Consider the following 14708-nt stretch of genomic DNA (forward strand, 5'->3'; position numbering starts at 1 on the left):
TACGGCCCGGCCCGCGGCGAGTTCGTCGACAACTTCTTCGAGGTCGTCGACTGGGACGAGCCCGCGAGCCGCTACGAGCAGGCCGTCGAACGCTTCGAGTAACGTCCCGCTGACGGCACGCTCTCGAGAGGTATTCCACTGCGGTCCCGCCGCGTCGGCCGACGAGCGTCGACACTCGTCGGCGCCGGATGCGTGCGCGGGAAGTGTCGGCCCTTCTATTTATAACGGAGACTCACTCGACGACCGTCGTTTCGATCACGCTGCACGTCTCGTCGAGCAGCACGCGGAGTTCGTCGCCCGCGCAGGGGAGCGCGAGCCTGACGCGGAGCGGGTCGTCGGAGACGACGGTCGTCCGCGCGTCGCTCACGCACCAGTCGAACCGCCAGAACGGCTCGGTATTTAAATCGACGCCGCGGTCGGCGTGGAACACCAGCGTCTCCGCGTGGTCTAACAGCGTCACGCCGACCGTCGAGCGAAGTCGGTAGTTACAGCGCCGACAGACGTGTTCGACGGCGAGATCGAGGTCGTCCTCGTCGGGGTCGCGACGGAGCGTCGTCTCGACGGCGCCGGTGCACTCGGGGCAGACGCCGTCGGCGGCCAGACAGTAGTGATGTCGGACGTAGTGGTGGAACGCCTGCAACAGCTCCTCGGTCGTGCGGTCGTCGAGCCCGCCGGAGGGGAACGGGTAGCTCACCTGCACGGCGCCGCAGTCGGCACAGCCGATGGTGAGCGCGTCGTCGACGTACCAGCCGTGGAGGTCCCCGCCGCAGTCGTAACAGCTCCCGTCGACGGGGAAGAAGCCGAGTTGCGCGCGCTCGGTCAGCGACCCGGTGAAGATGGCGCTGACCACCTTCCGACCGGGCGAACGGAACGCGTAGCCGTCGTCGCTCCGCTTGATGAAGTGGCCCGTGAGCTGACGGAGGTGATAGCTGAAGTTCGCGCTGTCGTCGATGTCGACGCGCTCGAACAGGTCGGTGAAGCTGACCGCTCGCTCGTCGGCGCCGAGCTCTAAGAGGCCCCGGAGGATGGCGACGCGGGTGTCGTTCCCGAGCGTCGAGAACACGTCGGCGGGGAGCACGCGGGACTCGGTGCGGTGCGCGAGCGAGGCGTCACCGTCGCCGTCACCGTGATCGGCGGACCGATCGCCGTCTGCGTCCACGTCCGGATCAGCGTCCGGGTCGACGTCCGCTTCGACGCTCCGATCGTACTGACTCACACCTCGGCAATGCGGCGGCGTTCGCTAAACACTATCGGGCGCGAGCGGTCGGGTCCCCCGCGGTCTCGTGCTCCGTCATCTCGGTGGCCCGGTGCCCGAAACGGCGCAGCCGGCCATACGGTTTTATTCTCTCGCCGTGACGGTAACCTGTATGACAGACGAGACGATCCATGAGTCCAGCCGATCGCGGAGCCGACAGGCGCTCGCGACCTACTTCCGACGCATCGCGAAGGCCCTCGGTCGCGGGGACCCGGTCCCCGTCGACGACGCCGGTACGGTCACGGTCGACCCGGCCGCGGAGCCGGACGTCGAGGTGGCGCTCGAACGCACCGACGGAACGGTCCGCTACGCGGTCGAGATGGCGTTCGACGAGGCGGACGGCGAAATCGACACCGACGCCGCCGCGAGCAGGGCGACCTTCGAACTGTACGCGGACGACGCCGACAAGTGGCGCTGGCGGCTCCGCCACGACAACGGGAACATCATCGCCGACGGCGGCGAGGGATACGCGGACAAACGCGACGCCCGAAACGGGATCGAGAGCGTCCAGCGGAACGCCCCCGGCGCACACGTCATCGACGCCGCGCGCGACGCGGTGGTCCCGGAAGACGGAGGCAGCGACGCCACCTTCGAGCTGTTCCGGGACGCGGCCGACAAACACCGGTGGCGGCTCGTCCACGACAACGGGAACATCATCGCCGACGGCGGACAGGGGTACGCCTCGAAACAGAAGGCGAAACAGGGGCTCAACAGCGTGAAAGCGAACGCGCCGGGCGCGGCGATCGAGAATCCGGACCCGGACCCGGACGCCGACGGAGAGGGAGCGGGCGAAGATACGGAAGCGTAGCGAGCGCCCGACGCGGACCGCACCGCTTATTCGCCGTCCGTTGCTACCTCGGGCCGAACATGGACGCGCTCGACGCCAAGTACCCGTTCTTTGCGACCGCCCGGGAGGCCGTCGCCGAGGCCGCGGTGTCGCTGCCGGAGCTCGTCGCGGCCGACGCGCCCGCCGTTGAGCGCGCCCGCGAGCGCGTCGAACGCGCTCTGCTCGACGGCACGGTCGAATCGGAGAGCGGAGCCTTCCCCGCCGAGTCGGCGTACGACACGCAGGCGGAGCTGCTGTCGTACCCGATATCGCGGATCCTCGTCTCGCTGCTCGACTCCGCGCCCGCCATCGAGAAGTACGCCGCCGCCGAGGCGGCGACCGCCGTCGATCGGATCCGCGCCGACCTCGCGACCGACGACGAGCTGCGGTCGCTGTCGACGCCGACAGTCGGTCTCGACGACGTGCTCGCCGAGTTCGACCTCGCGGACGCGGTGCGACCGGAGGCGACCGGCCCGGCAACGGGTGACACGCCGGCCGCCGCGTCGTCCGCCGACCGCGATCCCGCCCACTACTGGATCGCGGTCGGACCGTACCTCCGGCTCACCTCGCCGTCGTGGGGGCCGTCGTGGCGGCTCGTCAACCGAGCGCTCGCCGACGGGGAGGTGCGCGTCTCCCGCGAAGAGCTGTTGGACGCGCTCGAAGCCGCCGTCGAAGAGCGCGTCCGCGAGGGGCTTCCGTTCGAACTGGCGGCCGGTGAGGGGATCGCCGCGGAGCTCGAGTCCGGCGTCGAGGACCTCAAACGGCTGCTCTCCGAGCGGACCTACACCGGACCGATCGACGTCGTCGCCCCCGACCTGTTCCCGCCGTGCATGACGAACCTGATCGAGAAAGCCGAGCGCGACGTCGACCTCACCCCGCCCGAGTCGTTCGCGCTGATGGCGTTTCTCGTCGGCATCGGGATGACCCCCGACGAGGTGGTCGCGTTCTGTGCGGACACCAGCCTCGACGCCGAGGGGATCCGGTACCAGACCGAGTACCTGAAAGACGACCGCGGGACGCAGTACCCGCCGCCGACCTGTCAGACGCTGTCGAACTACGGGATCTGCCACAACGAGGAGGACCACATGCAGGTCGCCGCCGACCCGCTCGCGTACTACGAAAAGCGCGTGGCGGACGCCGGCGAGGTCGACGATTGGCGGGAGAAGAACGGAATTGCGGCGGACGGCGAAACGGCCTAAACCGGCCTACTCGTCGTCGTTCGCGCGGATGAGGTACGCGCCGACGAGCGCCATCAGCAGCACGAAGCCGGTCAGCAGTCCGACGAGCGCGATCGCGCCCGTCTCGGGGAGTTCAGACGAGCCGCCGTACGTGACCCCGATCCCGACCAGCCCGGCGACGAACACCGCCGCCGCGAGCAGGGAGACCGTGATCTGCCGACGGAGCTCCGCGTCGATTTCCATGCCCGCGGGTTTCCGTCGCCGCTAAAAAAGGACTTCGATGAGGCCGCCGAAAACCGGGACGCGACGACTCTCCTCGCGGTCCGACTGGCGTACGAGCGCCGACATTGGTCAACGGGCGAGGACGTTAAGCGGGCTGAAACCCTATATCGACCCGACGCGAGGAGCCGCCTCGCGCGCCCCCATGAGACACCCCCGAACACCACCGACGTCGACACCTGCGGATCCGATCGCGCTCGGAGCGGCGGTGCCGCCGGAGCCGCCCGCGGAGCCGCCCGCCGAGGATCCGCGGGGCATCGAGAACCGATCGGTCGACGAATCGGGTGGCGACCCCGAATCGAGCCGCGATTCCGCGGCGGACCGCGACTCTGTGGTGGACCGCGACTCTGTGGTGGACCGCGACTCTGCGGCGGACCGCGACTCCGGCGATGGGCGGTCGACGCGCGCCGTCAGAGAGCCGATGACCGTGCGAACGCTGCGCGACGGTCGGTACGTCGTCGAGACCGAGGGCGGCACCTACGTCGTCGCGCTCGACGACGGCACCTGCACCTGCCCGGACCACGCGATCCGCGGCGCCCGGTGTAAGCACCTCCGTCGCGTCGCGATGGAGGTGGCCGCGGGAGCGGTCCCCGCGCCGGACGAGCGCGTCGCCGTCTGCGCGGTCTGCGGCGGGGAGGCGTTCGTCCCGCACGACGCCGAGGGGCCGCAGCTCTGTGCGCGACACGGGTTCGAGCCGGGCGTGCTCGTCCACGACCGCGAGACCGGCGAACGCCTCCTCGTGGTCGCGGTCACGGACCAGCGAGCCGACGCGTACCGGACCGAGGAGGGGCGCACCGTCGCCGACTACGCCACGAACGCCGAGTACGGCGCCCACGAGCCGGTCGTCGAGGTCGTGTACGTCGACTCGCTCCGGCCGGACCGCGAGGTCGGGGACGCCAAGCGATACGGGTTCCCGGCCTCCCGGCTCACGAGAAATCGGTAAAAGTGCTACTGCGCGAGGTGAGAGATATCTCGCCGCAGGGTGTACCCTCGGGGGACGCCGACGGCGCCGAGACACTCCGCACAGAGCACGCGCTCGTAGTCGCGATTCGTCTCCTTTTCGAGTAGCGAGGCGTCCTCGATGGGGAACACCGACTCGCACCGGGCGCACTCTATTTTGTCGCCATCGACGATATTCATTGGATGGTCGCTTCTTCCGGCGATCGATATAAAAAGACGCGGCCGGCGTTATCACTCCGGATAGCGGGCACGGGCTGAAAAATGCGGATCGATCGAAGGGGCCGAAACGGCCGCGGTGGCCGAAGCGGTCGGAGCGGTCTCGGAGTTACTGTCCGGCGTTAGCCGAAGAGCTCGCCGAGGCCCTCACCGCCGTCGTCGTCCTCTTCTTCCTCGTCGTCCTCGTCGTCGGCGTCGGCCTCGTCGGCCTCGTCGTCGCCGTCGTCGGACTCCTCGGCAGCGGCAGCGCCACCGGCGGCCGCGCCGGCGGCGGGCGCCGCGGCGGCCGTCTCGATGGCTTCCTCGATGTCGACGTCCTCCAGCGCGGCGACGAGTGCCTTGACGCGGGATTCCTCGACGTCGACGCCGGCGGCTTCCAGCACGCCGGTGATGTTGTCCTCGTTGATCTCTTCGCCAGTCTCGTTCAGGATGAGCGCAGCGTAAACGTATTCCATTGGTGTGTCCTCGTAGTGTTATCCGAACATCGCGCCGAGACCGTCGCCGCCGTCGTCGCCGTCGTCATCGTCGGCGTCGTCGTCGGCCGCCTCAGCGTCGTCCGTATCGTCGTTGTCGTCCGCCTGTTCCTCCTCGGCGTCGTCCGTCTCGGGAGCCGGGGCGGCTTCGACGCCCTGCAGCTCCTCGGGGAGCGCCTCCTCGTCGTCGATCTGAGCCGCGAGCGCGCGGAGCTGGGCGTCGGCCTTCCCGATGAGGTCGGGCACGACGTCCGGGCTCTCGATCTCGGCGAACAGCCCGACCGACTTCGCCTCGCCGGACGCCTTCGCGAGAAGGGCGCCGGCGGTGGCGGCCGTCGGGTAGGCGGCGTTGACCGAGAGGTTGCGCGCGGCGGCCGCGGCGGACTGGATGTCCGCGCGGTACTCGTCGACGTCGATGGCGAGCTCGTCCGGCTCGAACAGGACGCCCTCGGAGTAGACGCCCTTCAGGTCGAGTCCGACTTCCTTCGGCTCGATGCCGAGTTCGGTCAGGACGTTCGCGAGGTCCTCGTCGACGACCTCGCCCTCTTCGAGGACCTTCGAGTCCTCGGTGACCATGATCGAACCGTCCTGGATGCGCGCCGCCGCGCCGACGGTCTGGAGTTCACCGACGAACGGTCCCGGGTCGACGCCGGTGTCACCCTCGGGGATGACGACGTCGTTGGGGGCGACCTCGCCCGCGCTGATCGGGGCGGGGGTCTTCGAGGCTTCCAGCTGTTTGAAAAGACCGAACGGGTTGTCGTTCGTACCGATGAGCGCGACCTGACCCGAGACGTACTGGGTCAGCTCCTCGACGCCCGCGTCGACCTCCTCCAGCGCGCGGACGGTGAGCGTGTTGCGGCTCATCCGGACGTCCGCGGAGCCGTGCAGCTCGCGGCGCATGGCCTGGAGCTGTCGGCTCGGGATGCCGGCGACGCCGACGATCCCGACGGAGTTGAACGAGTCGATGAACTCGACGAGCTCGTCGACTTCGTCCTGTTTCCACTGCGGGATCGTCTCGGTCTTGCGAACTGAGCTCATACGGGCACCTCCTTCGCGGGACCCATCGTGGTCTTCACGTAGATCCCGTCGATGTTGAGCGGTCCCTTCTCGAGGTTCGCTTCGAGTCGTCGGATGATGACGTCGATGTTGTCCGAGATCGCCTCGGCGCCCATGTCCTCGGCGCCGACGCGGGTGTGGAACGTGCGCCGGTCGCGCGACCGGAGCTGCACCGTGTTCTTCATCCGATTGACGGTCTCGACGACGTCGTCGTCCGGCTGCAGTGGGGTAGGCATCTTCCCGCGCGGACCGAGGACGGTACCGAGGTACCGACCGATGTCCTGCATCAGGTTGGCCTCGGCGACGAAGAAGTCGGTCTCGTCGGCGAGGTCCTTTGCGCGGTCGTCGTCGTCTCCTAAGTCTTCGAGGTCGTCGCTGTCAAGTACTTGATCAGCAACGTCCGCGGCGCGGACGGCGGTTTCGCCCTCCGCGAAGACGACGATCTGTGTCTCCTGCCCCGTTCCAGCCGGCAGCACGACGGACTCGTCGATGCGGTTCGACGGATCGTTGAGGTCGAGGTCTCGCAGGTTGATAGCGATGTCCACCGTCTCGCGGAAGTTCCGCTCGGGCGCATCGTCGAGTGCGAGGGTTACGGCCTCTTGTATTGTGTCTGCCATTTTCACCTCCGTAGTACGCAGGTCGCTCCTACGGGTCAGTGAAACAGGCGAAGCCTGTCTCACCGGAGAGTGGTCCATCGGAGGTTTAAAAGCGTCGAAGCGCCCCTCCGCGTGTGAACCGCCGACAGGGGCGATACGGCCGGTCTCGGTCGTCGAGCCCGTCGGTGGGTATCGGCCGAGTGCAACCCGACCGTAACCGAAATTCGACGCCTGTCGAATCCGAAAACGTCGGATAGGGGAACCCTTTTGATGCCGCTTCCCAACCACGAGGTAATGACTCAGGGTGGTCCGGCGTGACGATGGACGACCGTATCGAGGACCTCCGCGAACGCCGCGAACGGGCGTCGCTCGGCGGGGGCGAAGATCGGATCGAGTCCCAACACGAGAAGGGGAAGATGACCGCGCGCGAGCGGATCGACTACTTCCTCGACGACGGGACGTTCCACGAGTTCGACCGGTTCCGAACCCATCGGAACCACACGTTCGGGATGGAAGAACAGCAGATCCCGGGCGACGGCGTGGTGACGGGGTACGGCGAGGTCAACGGCCGGAAGACGTTCGTCTTCGCGCACGACTTCACCGTGTTCGGCGGCTCGCTCGGCGAGGTGTTCGCCGAGAAGGTGTGTAAGGTGATGGACAAAGCGATGGACGTGGGCGCGCCCGTCGTCGGGCTCAACGACTCCGCCGGCGCCCGCATTCAGGAGGGCGTCGCCTCGCTCGGCGGCTTCGCGGAGATCTTCCGTCGCAACACGGAGGCCTCCGGCGTCGTCCCGCAGATCTCGGCGATCATGGGGCCGTGTGCCGGCGGCGCGGTGTACTCCCCGGCCATCACGGACTTCACGTTCATGGTCAAGGACACCTCGCACATGTTCATCACCGGTCCCGACGTCATCGAGACGGTGACCGGCGAGGAGGTGAGCTTCGAGGAGCTCGGCGGCGCGGTCACCCACTCGTCGACCTCCGGCGTCGCGCACTTCGCCGAGGAGAGCGAGGAGGACGCGTTAGACGACATCGCGCGGCTGCTCTCGTACCTCCCCGCGAACAACGTCGAGGACCCCCCGCGCGTCGAGCCGTGGGACGATCCCGATCGCGCGGACGACCGCCTCGGCGACATCGTCCCCGACGCGCCTCGCAAACCGTACGACATGAAAGACGTGATCGGCAGCGTCGTCGACGAGGGGTCCTTCTTCGAGGTGCAAGAGAACTTTGCCAAGAACATCGTCGTCGGGTTCGCCCGGCTCGACGGCCACTCGATCGGTGTCGTCGCCAACAACCCCCGCGTGAACGCCGGCACGCTCGACATCGAGTCGAGCCAGAAGGGCGCGCGGTTCGTCCGCTTCTGTGACGCGTTCAACATCCCCATTCTCACTTTCGAGGACGTGCCCGGGTTCATGCCCGGCACGGATCAGGAGCACAACGGGATCATCCGCCACGGCGCGAAGCTCCTGTACGCCTTCTCCGAGGCGACCGTCCCGCTGCTCACCGTCATCACCCGGAAGGCGTACGGCGGCGCGTACTGCGTGATGTCCTCGAAACACATCGGCGGCGACGTCAACTACGCGTGGCCGACCGCGGAGATCGCGGTGATGGGGCCAAAGGGCGCGGTCAACGTCCTCTACCGCGAGGAGCTGGCCGAGGCCGACGACCCCGACGCCCGCAGACAGGAGCTCATCGACGAGTACCGCGAGGAGTTCGCGAACCCGTACACCGCCGCCGACCGCGGCTTCGTCGACGACGTCATCGAGCCGTCCGAGACCCGTTCGCGACTGATCGACGACCTCCAGATGCTGAAGGGGAAACGCGCCGAACAGCCGGAGAAGAAACACGGTAACATCCCGATCTGATGGCGACCGACCGACCGACGAGTTCCGACGAGACGGGAGCCACGGAAACCGGTGACACCGCCGAGAGCGTCGGGGACGCGTCCGACGGTACGGCGGTCCTCGCTCTCCCCGACGGGCTCTCGATCCCGGACGACGCCGACGACGCCGAGGCCGCCGCCATCGCCGCGGCGGTCGCGGCGCACCTCCGAGACGGCGAACTCGCCGCGGCGGCGGCCGCGGAAGCGAGCGGCGACGGGTGGGACGACGACGGAAAGCGATGGTCGTTCGCCGGGCGGGTCGCCCGGCTCAGCGGGCGGTCCGTCCGCGTTCCCGCGAGCGCGCCGACCGATCCGTGGACCGCGGCCGGGCGCGCCGAGCGGTTCTGACCGCGGGAGCGTCCGAGGCCGATGCGGTCCCCGGCTTCGATCCCCGGCGCCGTCGCTGGGAGCATCGATCGGCCCCGGACGCGACTGGAGGTTGCGTCCGGGCGCGCACATTCCCCCGGCGGCGGCTCCGCCACGCGAACCCTTCACAGGGTGCGTCGGAGAATGCGGCCGGCGGAATATATATCTGTGGACAGTGGTCAGACGTCGGTCGATTCGTTCGTCGCGTCGTCCGGCGCACCGCCGAAGAGGCGGTTGACGACGATCGGGACGACGCCGGCGACGAACGCGAGCACGCCGATCCGGATCAGGATAGACGCGTCCGTCAGCAGCGTCAACGCGAGGTACGCGCCCGCCGCGATTAGCACCGACGGCAACACGTAGGGGTTTCCGGCCGAGAGCATGTCCGAATCTGCCGTGCGGATCCCACTTAACCGTCTCGGGCACGGCGGCACCGACCGACGGCTCCGCCGGGACGGACCGATAGAATGAGGTGGGTCATAGTGGAAGGAACGTGCAGGAATGTTCGACAAGGTTCTCGTCGCGAACCGCGGAGAGATCGCGGTTCGGGTGATGCGCGCCTGTGCGGAGCTTGGTGTCGACACCGTCGCCGTGTACAGCGACGCCGACAAACACGGCGGCCACGTCCGGTACGCGGACGAAGCGTACAACGTGGGGCCGGCCCGCGCGGCCGACTCCTACCTCGACGGCGAGGCGGTGGTCGAGGCCGCGCGGGCGGCGGGCGCCGACGCGATCCACCCGGGGTACGGCTTCCTCGCGGAGAACGCCGACTTCGCCGCGCGCGTCGAGGCCGCGGACGGGATCACCTGGGTCGGTCCGTCGAGCGAGGCGATGGAGCGGCTCGGCGAGAAGACCCACGCCCGGCGTGTGATGGACGCGGCGGACGTACCCATCGTTCCCGGTACCACGGAGCCCGTCACCGATCCCGAGGCGGTCCGCGAGTTCGGCGACGAGCACGGCTACCCCGTCGCGATCAAGGCCGAAGGCGGCGGCGGCGGCCGCGGGATGAAGGTCGTCGAGAGCGCCGACGAGGCCGCGGACGCCCTCGAATCGGCGAAACGCGAGGGCGAGGCGTACTTCTCGAACGACTCCGTGTACCTGGAACGCTACCTGGAGACGCCGCGACACGTCGAGGTGCAGATCGTCGCGGACGACAGCGAGGGCGACGCGGACGCCGACACCGAGGTCGTCCACCTCGGGGAGCGCGACTGCTCGCTCCAGCGCCGCCATCAGAAAGTGATCGAGGAGGGGCCCTCGCCCGCCCTCTCCGACGAACTGCGCGAGAAGATCGGCGAGTCCGCCCGCCGGGGCGTCGCCGCCGCCGACTACACAAACGCGGGGACCGTCGAGTTCCTCGTCGAGGAGGACGTCGACCGCGACCCCGACGAGCCGCTCGGTCCGGACACCCCGTTTTACTTCCTCGAAGTCAACACCCGGATTCAGGTCGAACACACCGTCACGGAGGCGCTGACGGGCGTCGACATCGTCAAAGAGCAGCTCCGGGTCGCCGCCGGCGAGGGGCTCTCGATCGCACAGGACGACGTCGAACTCGACGGCCACGCGATCGAGTTCCGCATCAACGCCGAGAACGCCGCCGAGGACTTCCAGCCCGCCAACGAGGGGCGCCTCGACACGTACGATCCGCCGGGCGGGATCGGCGTCCGCGTCGACGACGCGCTCCGACAGGGCGACGAGCTGGTCACCGACTACGACTCGATGATCGCGAAGCTGATCGTGTGGGGCGCCGACCGCGAGGAGTGTCTCGCCCGGTCGAAGCGCGCGCTCGCCGAGTACGAGCTGGACGGCGTCGTCACCATCGTCCCGTTCCACCGGCTCATGCTCGACGATCAGCGGTTCGTCGACGGGACGCACACGACGAAGTACCTCGACGAGGAGCTCGACGACGAGCTGATCGCCGAGGCGCAAGCGAAGTGGGGCACCGAGTCGGCCGCCGCGAGCGACGACGACGACGAGGAGGTGACCGAACGCGAGTTCACCGTCGAGGTGAACGGCAAGCGCTTCCAGGTCGACCTCGAAGAGCGCGGCGCCCCGCCGATTCCGACGCCGGGCGGCGGGTCCGGCGGCGCCGGCGGACGCCAACAGCGCCCCCCGCAGGCGACGGACGACGGCGAGAGCGACGACGGCGGCGTCGACGTCGCCGAGGGCGGCGAGGCCGTCGCGGCGGAGATGCAGGGGACGATCCTCTCGGTCGACGTGGCCGAGGGCGACGAGGTCAGCGCCGGCGACGTGGTCTGCGTCCTCGAGGCGATGAAGATGGAAAACGACGTGGTCGCCGAGCGCGGCGGCACCGTCGCGAGCGTCCACGTCGGCGAGGGCGACAGCGTCGACATGGGCGACGTGCTGGTCGTGCTGGAGTAACCTCCGGCAGACCCGGTCGACTGAGCGAGCCGGCTCGAAACCACGCGTCGGGATACCAACGCGTCGGGATGCGGTACCAACGCGTCGGGACAGAGCCGTCGGCGCGCCCGATCGATGACCGCGCCGTCCTGACCGACGCTGTTTAACCGAACGGTCGAGAACGGGGCGGTATGGAGCCGGTCGACGACTGGCGGACGGCGATCGCGGCGGCCGGCGAGCTCACCGGCCCGATCGCCGCCGGCATCGTCGAGGAGCACGGCGACCGCGGGACGCGCGCGATCGAGGCGGTCGGCGAGGGGCGGGTGAAACGCTACCGCGATTTCACCGTCGTCGTCGGCCACGACGACGAGTACGTGGTCGAGGCGGGCGAGTGCACCTGCGCCGACGCGACGTACAACCTCGACGCCGACAACCCGTCCGAGCGCTGCTGGCACGCGATCGCCGTCGACATCGCCGATGCGCTCGACGCGGTCGACCACCACGACATGTGGTACTCCGAGGTCCGCGAGTTTCTCTGAGGCTGCGGGGTCCAACGTCCGCCGTCCGAGGTGCGTCTGCGGGATCCGATGCGTCCACGGGACTCGATGCGCCCGCGGGGATCCACGAGTATCGCGAAACAGCGGCCGTTCAGCCGGATAACACGGCTATATTCCGCGTTTTTCGCCGAGAGAGTCGAAAACGTTTACAACGGCGGCCGGTCTCCCCTACGGTATGGCGGACTGTCCACTCGCCGACGATTGCCCCAGTTTCGACGAACGAATCAACGGAATGGGGTGCCAACACTACGGCAACAAGGGCGGCGCGGAGTGGTGTAACCACTACGACATGCCCATTTACGAACTGAAACAGCAGCCGGTCCAGCCCGGGGAAGCGGTCGTCGTCGAGGTCGACGACATCCACGAGAGCGGCGCCGGCGTCGGTCGCACCGACGACGGCTTCATCGTTCTCGTCGACGGCGTCCTCCCCCCGGCGCGCGCCGAGGTGCGAATTCACCGCGTGAAGTCCAGTCACGCCACGGCGCGCGAGGTCGTCGAACGGCTCCCCGAGGAGCCGGAAGAAGACGACGGTGACGCGGACGCGGAGGGCGAGGAGGACGCCGAGGGCGCGGACGACGACGGGAATCGGCGCCGCGACCGCCCGGACCGCGAACGGCTCGGCAGCCGCGAAAACTTCTGGGGCAAGTGAGCGCGTCCAGGGGGAGCTCCACCCCACGGACAGTCCGGACGCCGCCGATCCGCGACGCGAGCGACGAACGGGTCGGTCGCACCGATCGCGGAGCAGCGAAACCACCGTTTTTTGAGCGAGCGGCCCGTCGCGACGAGTATGGTCGCAGACGACGGTCCGCCTGACGCCGACGACCCCGGCGATATCGACGACATCGACGAGGTCGACGCCGCGGCCCTGTTGGAACGGGCGGGGTTCGACGCCGACGAGAGCGTCCTCACCGACCGACAGGCGGAGGTGTTAGCGCTCCGCGAGCGGGGGCTCCGCCAGTCCGACATCGCCGGTCGGCTCGGCACGTCACGCGCGAACGTCTCCAGCGTCGAGGCGAGCGCCCGCGATAACGTCGAGCGCGCCCGCGAGACCGTCGCGTTCGCGGAGGCGCTCGCCGCTCCGGTCCGCGTCGAAATCGAGGCCGGGACCGATCTGTACGACGCCCCGAAGCGCGTGTACGACGCGTGCGACGACGCGGGCGTCAAGGTGAATCAGACCGCCCCGGACTTGATGAAGACGATCGGCGACCGCGCCGGCGACGCGGTCCACGGACGGGAGGTCAGAAACCGGCTGTTCGTCACGGTCGACGCCGACGGAACGATCCGCGTGCGGCGGCCGTAGGGGACGGCGAGGTCCCTCCTCCTCTTCCTCCGCCGGCCCGAATCCCTCACTCTTCGTCCAACCGCTCCGCGACGCCGACGAGCGTCGAGCCCGCCGTGACGGTCGACTCGCGGGCGACCGAGTAGACGATTCCGTCGCGGTCGGCCGCGGCGGTCTGAAGCGTCTCGAACGTCGTCGGGTCGTGGACCGCGCCGAGGCGCTCACCGTCGACGACCGTGTCCCCGATCGAGAGCCCGCGCACCGGCGTGAACAGTCCCGACTCCGCGGCGGTTACGCGACCGAGGTGGTTCCGCGCGACCGTCCCGTCCCACGGCTCTCGCTCGCCCGCGAGGAGCCCCTGGTGCCGGAGCACGCCGAGCATGCCGTCGACACCGACGTCGACCGCGTCGGCGACGACCTCCCGGCTGTGTGCGAGTTCGGGCGTGATCGTCGGGATCCCCTCGCGGGTGGCGGCGACCCGGAACTTCCCGGCGAAGCCGCGCTCGGACCACTCCGTGTCGGCGTCGTCGCCCGCCGCCTCGGCGAGGAGCAGATCCGTGCCGAACGCCTCCGCGAGCGCCCGGCACTCGTCGTCGCCGCGCATGTAGACGGTGTGAGTGAGCATCGACGGCGACCCGGTGTGGAGGTCGACGACCGCGTCGGCCGCGCTCGCGAAGTCCCAGAGGCGGGCCGTCATCCGCTCGTGGAGCGTTCCGTCCTCGTCGCCGGGCCAACACCGATTCATGTTCGAGTGGACCGAGTCGAGCGATTCGGGCGTGGTGTACGAGACATGGTCGAAGGTGAGCGGGTCCGCGACCGGGACCGTCACCAAGGTCCCGTCGAGGGCCGGCGCGTCGTCCTCGCCCGCGGAGTCGCCCGTCAGCCGTTCGTGGAGCCGCCTGAGGACCGCGGTCCCGTTCACTTCCCGTCCGTGCTGGGCGGCCTGTGCGTACACGACCGGGCCGCCGTCGCTCGGGAGGTCGAGCCGGGGACCTCGACCGGAGTCGCCGTCGACGAGCCGCCCCTCGCCGTAGACGTGAACGGTCGTGCGGATCGGAACGCCGGAGGGCAAGCGGGCGAGCGTGAGGGTTCGGCTGGTGTGCATGCACCCCTCTCGGGCGAGGACGGAATTATAACGACGGGATTGTTTGGTCCCCCGACCGCGGACGCTAAGTCCGTGGCCCGAGGACGGGGAGACGAATGCGGGTCACGCTCCTCGGGACGGGCGATACGACCGGGACGCCGACCGCCGGCTGCGACTGTGACACCTGCGCCGCGGCCCGCGAGCGAGGCGTGTCGCGGTCGCGGTTCTCCGTTCACGTGCGAAACGAGCGGACCGGCGACTCGCTGCTCGTCGACTTCAGCCCGGACTTTCGGAGCCAGTTCCTCGATAACGACGTGCCGCTCCCCGACGCCGGTCTCGTGAC

At 69.1% G+C, this 14708-nt stretch carries 17 protein-coding genes and 2 pseudogenes; 11 read left to right on the forward strand and 8 right to left on the reverse strand.

What is annotated here, in order from left to right; translation table 11 throughout:
• Positions 1-102, forward strand: a pseudogene (locus tag C461_RS11995) (superoxide dismutase); the annotation flags it as partial.
• A 130-nt stretch (positions 103-232) separates the two neighbouring features.
• Here C461_RS11995 and C461_RS12000 read toward each other — a convergent pair.
• Complete coding sequence (locus C461_RS12000) at positions 233-1216, reverse strand: ArsR/SmtB family transcription factor (RefSeq protein WP_008001587.1); 984 nt, start codon at positions 1214-1216, stop codon at positions 233-235.
• A gap of 151 nt (positions 1217-1367) precedes the next feature.
• Between C461_RS12000 and C461_RS12005 the strand changes: the two genes are divergently transcribed.
• Both C461_RS12005 and C461_RS12010 read left to right on the forward strand, forming a co-directional pair.
• Entirely contained in the window at positions 1368-2063 is a 696-nt protein-coding gene (locus C461_RS12005) for an HVO_2922 family protein (RefSeq protein ID WP_008001588.1), read from the forward strand.
• Between the two features lie 59 nt (positions 2064-2122).
• Positions 2123-3280, forward strand: coding sequence for a DNA primase large subunit (locus C461_RS12010; RefSeq protein WP_008001589.1), 1158 nt, complete (start codon positions 2123-2125; stop codon positions 3278-3280).
• 6 nt (positions 3281-3286) lie between these two features.
• Here the strand turns inward: C461_RS12010 and C461_RS12015 are convergent, their stop codons facing one another.
• Positions 3287-3502 (reverse strand): DUF7472 family protein, encoded by a 216-nt coding sequence (locus C461_RS12015; protein ID WP_008001591.1) that lies wholly within the window; start codon positions 3500-3502, stop codon positions 3287-3289.
• A 388-nt stretch (positions 3503-3890) separates the two neighbouring features.
• Between C461_RS12015 and C461_RS12020 the strand changes: the two genes are divergently transcribed.
• Positions 3891-4481 carry an SWIM zinc finger family protein gene (locus tag C461_RS12020; protein ID WP_239639123.1) on the forward strand — a complete coding sequence of 197 codons (591 nt, stop codon included), beginning with the start codon at positions 3891-3893 and terminating at the stop codon, positions 4479-4481.
• 5 nt (positions 4482-4486) lie between these two features.
• Here the strand turns inward: C461_RS12020 and C461_RS12025 are convergent, their stop codons facing one another.
• The 4 genes from C461_RS12025 to C461_RS12040 all read right to left on the reverse strand — a co-directional run bounded on the left by C461_RS12025 (position 4487) and on the right by C461_RS12040 (position 6860).
• Positions 4487-4678, reverse strand: coding sequence for a hypothetical protein (locus C461_RS12025; protein ID WP_008001595.1), 192 nt, complete (start codon positions 4676-4678; stop codon positions 4487-4489).
• A 158-nt stretch (positions 4679-4836) separates the two neighbouring features.
• Positions 4837-5169, reverse strand: coding sequence for a 50S ribosomal protein P1 (gene rpl12p / locus C461_RS12030; RefSeq protein WP_008001597.1), 333 nt, complete (start codon positions 5167-5169; stop codon positions 4837-4839).
• A gap of 18 nt (positions 5170-5187) precedes the next feature.
• Complete coding sequence (locus tag C461_RS12035) at positions 5188-6225, reverse strand: 50S ribosomal protein L10 (protein WP_008001599.1); 1038 nt, start codon at positions 6223-6225, stop codon at positions 5188-5190.
• Positions 6222-6860, reverse strand: coding sequence for a 50S ribosomal protein L1 (locus C461_RS12040; RefSeq protein ID WP_008001601.1), 639 nt, complete (start codon positions 6858-6860; stop codon positions 6222-6224). The genes C461_RS12035 and C461_RS12040 overlap by 4 nt, the downstream gene beginning before the upstream one ends.
• 299 nt (positions 6861-7159) lie before the next feature.
• On the opposite strand from C461_RS12040, the gene C461_RS12045 reads away from it, so the two are divergent.
• Both C461_RS12045 and C461_RS12050 read left to right on the forward strand, forming a co-directional pair.
• Positions 7160-8704 carry an acyl-CoA carboxylase subunit beta gene (locus tag C461_RS12045; protein ID WP_008001604.1) on the forward strand — a complete coding sequence of 515 codons (1545 nt, stop codon included), beginning with the start codon at positions 7160-7162 and terminating at the stop codon, positions 8702-8704.
• Positions 8704-9069, forward strand: coding sequence for a hypothetical protein (locus C461_RS12050; RefSeq protein ID WP_008001606.1), 366 nt, complete (start codon positions 8704-8706; stop codon positions 9067-9069). The genes C461_RS12045 and C461_RS12050 overlap by 1 nt, the downstream gene beginning before the upstream one ends.
• A 197-nt stretch (positions 9070-9266) precedes the next feature.
• Here C461_RS12050 and C461_RS12055 read toward each other — a convergent pair whose 3' ends face one another.
• Positions 9267-9470, reverse strand: a complete 204-nt coding sequence (locus C461_RS12055) for a hypothetical protein (RefSeq protein ID WP_008001608.1) — start codon at positions 9468-9470, stop codon at positions 9267-9269.
• Positions 9471-9588: 118 nt separating this feature from the next.
• On the opposite strand from C461_RS12055, the gene C461_RS12060 reads away from it, so the two are divergent.
• From C461_RS12060 to C461_RS12075, 4 genes are all read left to right on the forward strand, one after another.
• Positions 9589-11466, forward strand: coding sequence for an acetyl-CoA carboxylase biotin carboxylase subunit (locus C461_RS12060; protein ID WP_008001609.1), 1878 nt, complete (start codon positions 9589-9591; stop codon positions 11464-11466).
• Between the two features lie 170 nt (positions 11467-11636).
• The gene (locus C461_RS12065; protein WP_008001610.1) at positions 11637-11984 is read left to right on the forward strand and encodes a hypothetical protein; all 348 of its coding nucleotides are present in this window, start codon (positions 11637-11639) and stop codon (positions 11982-11984) included.
• 193 nt (positions 11985-12177) lie between these two features.
• A complete protein-coding gene (locus C461_RS12070; RefSeq protein ID WP_008001611.1) occupies positions 12178-12651 on the forward strand; it encodes a TRAM domain-containing protein in 474 nt (157 codons plus the stop codon).
• Between the two features lie 138 nt (positions 12652-12789).
• Positions 12790-13302 (forward strand): Tfx family DNA-binding protein, encoded by a 513-nt coding sequence (locus tag C461_RS12075; RefSeq protein WP_008001612.1) that lies wholly within the window; start codon positions 12790-12792, stop codon positions 13300-13302.
• A gap of 46 nt (positions 13303-13348) precedes the next feature.
• Here the strand turns inward: C461_RS12075 and C461_RS12080 are convergent, their stop codons facing one another.
• The gene (locus C461_RS12080; protein WP_008001613.1) at positions 13349-14386 is read right to left on the reverse strand and encodes a succinylglutamate desuccinylase/aspartoacylase family protein; all 1038 of its coding nucleotides are present in this window, start codon (positions 14384-14386) and stop codon (positions 13349-13351) included.
• 95 nt (positions 14387-14481) lie between these two features.
• Here C461_RS12080 and C461_RS12085 point away from each other — a divergent pair.
• A pseudogene (locus C461_RS12085) lies at positions 14482-14708 on the forward strand (MBL fold metallo-hydrolase); the annotation flags it as partial.

Origin of the sequence: Halorubrum aidingense JCM 13560, from assembly GCF_000336995.1 — an archaeon.
GTDB lineage: Archaea > Halobacteriota > Halobacteria > Halobacteriales > Haloferacaceae > Halorubrum > Halorubrum aidingense.

Bases quoted from the DNA above. Each gene is read 5' to 3' on its own strand.
- C461_RS12005 (WP_008001588.1), top strand. From the start codon at position 1,368: ATGACAGACGAGACGATCCATGAGTCCAGCCGATCGCGGAGCCGACAG.
- C461_RS12010 (WP_008001589.1), top strand. From the start codon at position 2,123: ATGGACGCGCTCGACGCCAAGTACCCGTTCTTTGCGACCGCCCGGGAG.
- C461_RS12015 (WP_008001591.1), bottom strand. From the start codon at position 3,502: ATGGAAATCGACGCGGAGCTCCGTCGGCAGATCACGGTCTCCCTGCTC.
- C461_RS12025 (WP_008001595.1), bottom strand. From the start codon at position 4,678: ATGAATATCGTCGATGGCGACAAAATAGAGTGCGCCCGGTGCGAGTCG.
- rpl12p (WP_008001597.1), bottom strand. From the start codon at position 5,169: ATGGAATACGTTTACGCTGCGCTCATCCTGAACGAGACTGGCGAAGAG.
- C461_RS12035 (WP_008001599.1), bottom strand. From the start codon at position 6,225: ATGAGCTCAGTTCGCAAGACCGAGACGATCCCGCAGTGGAAACAGGAC.
- C461_RS12040 (WP_008001601.1), bottom strand. From the start codon at position 6,860: ATGGCAGACACAATACAAGAGGCCGTAACCCTCGCACTCGACGATGCG.
- C461_RS12045 (WP_008001604.1), top strand. From the start codon at position 7,160: ATGGACGACCGTATCGAGGACCTCCGCGAACGCCGCGAACGGGCGTCG.
- C461_RS12050 (WP_008001606.1), top strand. From the start codon at position 8,704: ATGGCGACCGACCGACCGACGAGTTCCGACGAGACGGGAGCCACGGAA.
- C461_RS12055 (WP_008001608.1), bottom strand. From the start codon at position 9,470: ATGCTCTCGGCCGGAAACCCCTACGTGTTGCCGTCGGTGCTAATCGCG.
- C461_RS12060 (WP_008001609.1), top strand. From the start codon at position 9,589: ATGTTCGACAAGGTTCTCGTCGCGAACCGCGGAGAGATCGCGGTTCGG.
- C461_RS12065 (WP_008001610.1), top strand. From the start codon at position 11,637: ATGGAGCCGGTCGACGACTGGCGGACGGCGATCGCGGCGGCCGGCGAG.
- C461_RS12070 (WP_008001611.1), top strand. From the start codon at position 12,178: ATGGCGGACTGTCCACTCGCCGACGATTGCCCCAGTTTCGACGAACGA.
- C461_RS12075 (WP_008001612.1), top strand. From the start codon at position 12,790: ATGGTCGCAGACGACGGTCCGCCTGACGCCGACGACCCCGGCGATATC.
- C461_RS12080 (WP_008001613.1), bottom strand. From the start codon at position 14,386: ATGCACACCAGCCGAACCCTCACGCTCGCCCGCTTGCCCTCCGGCGTT.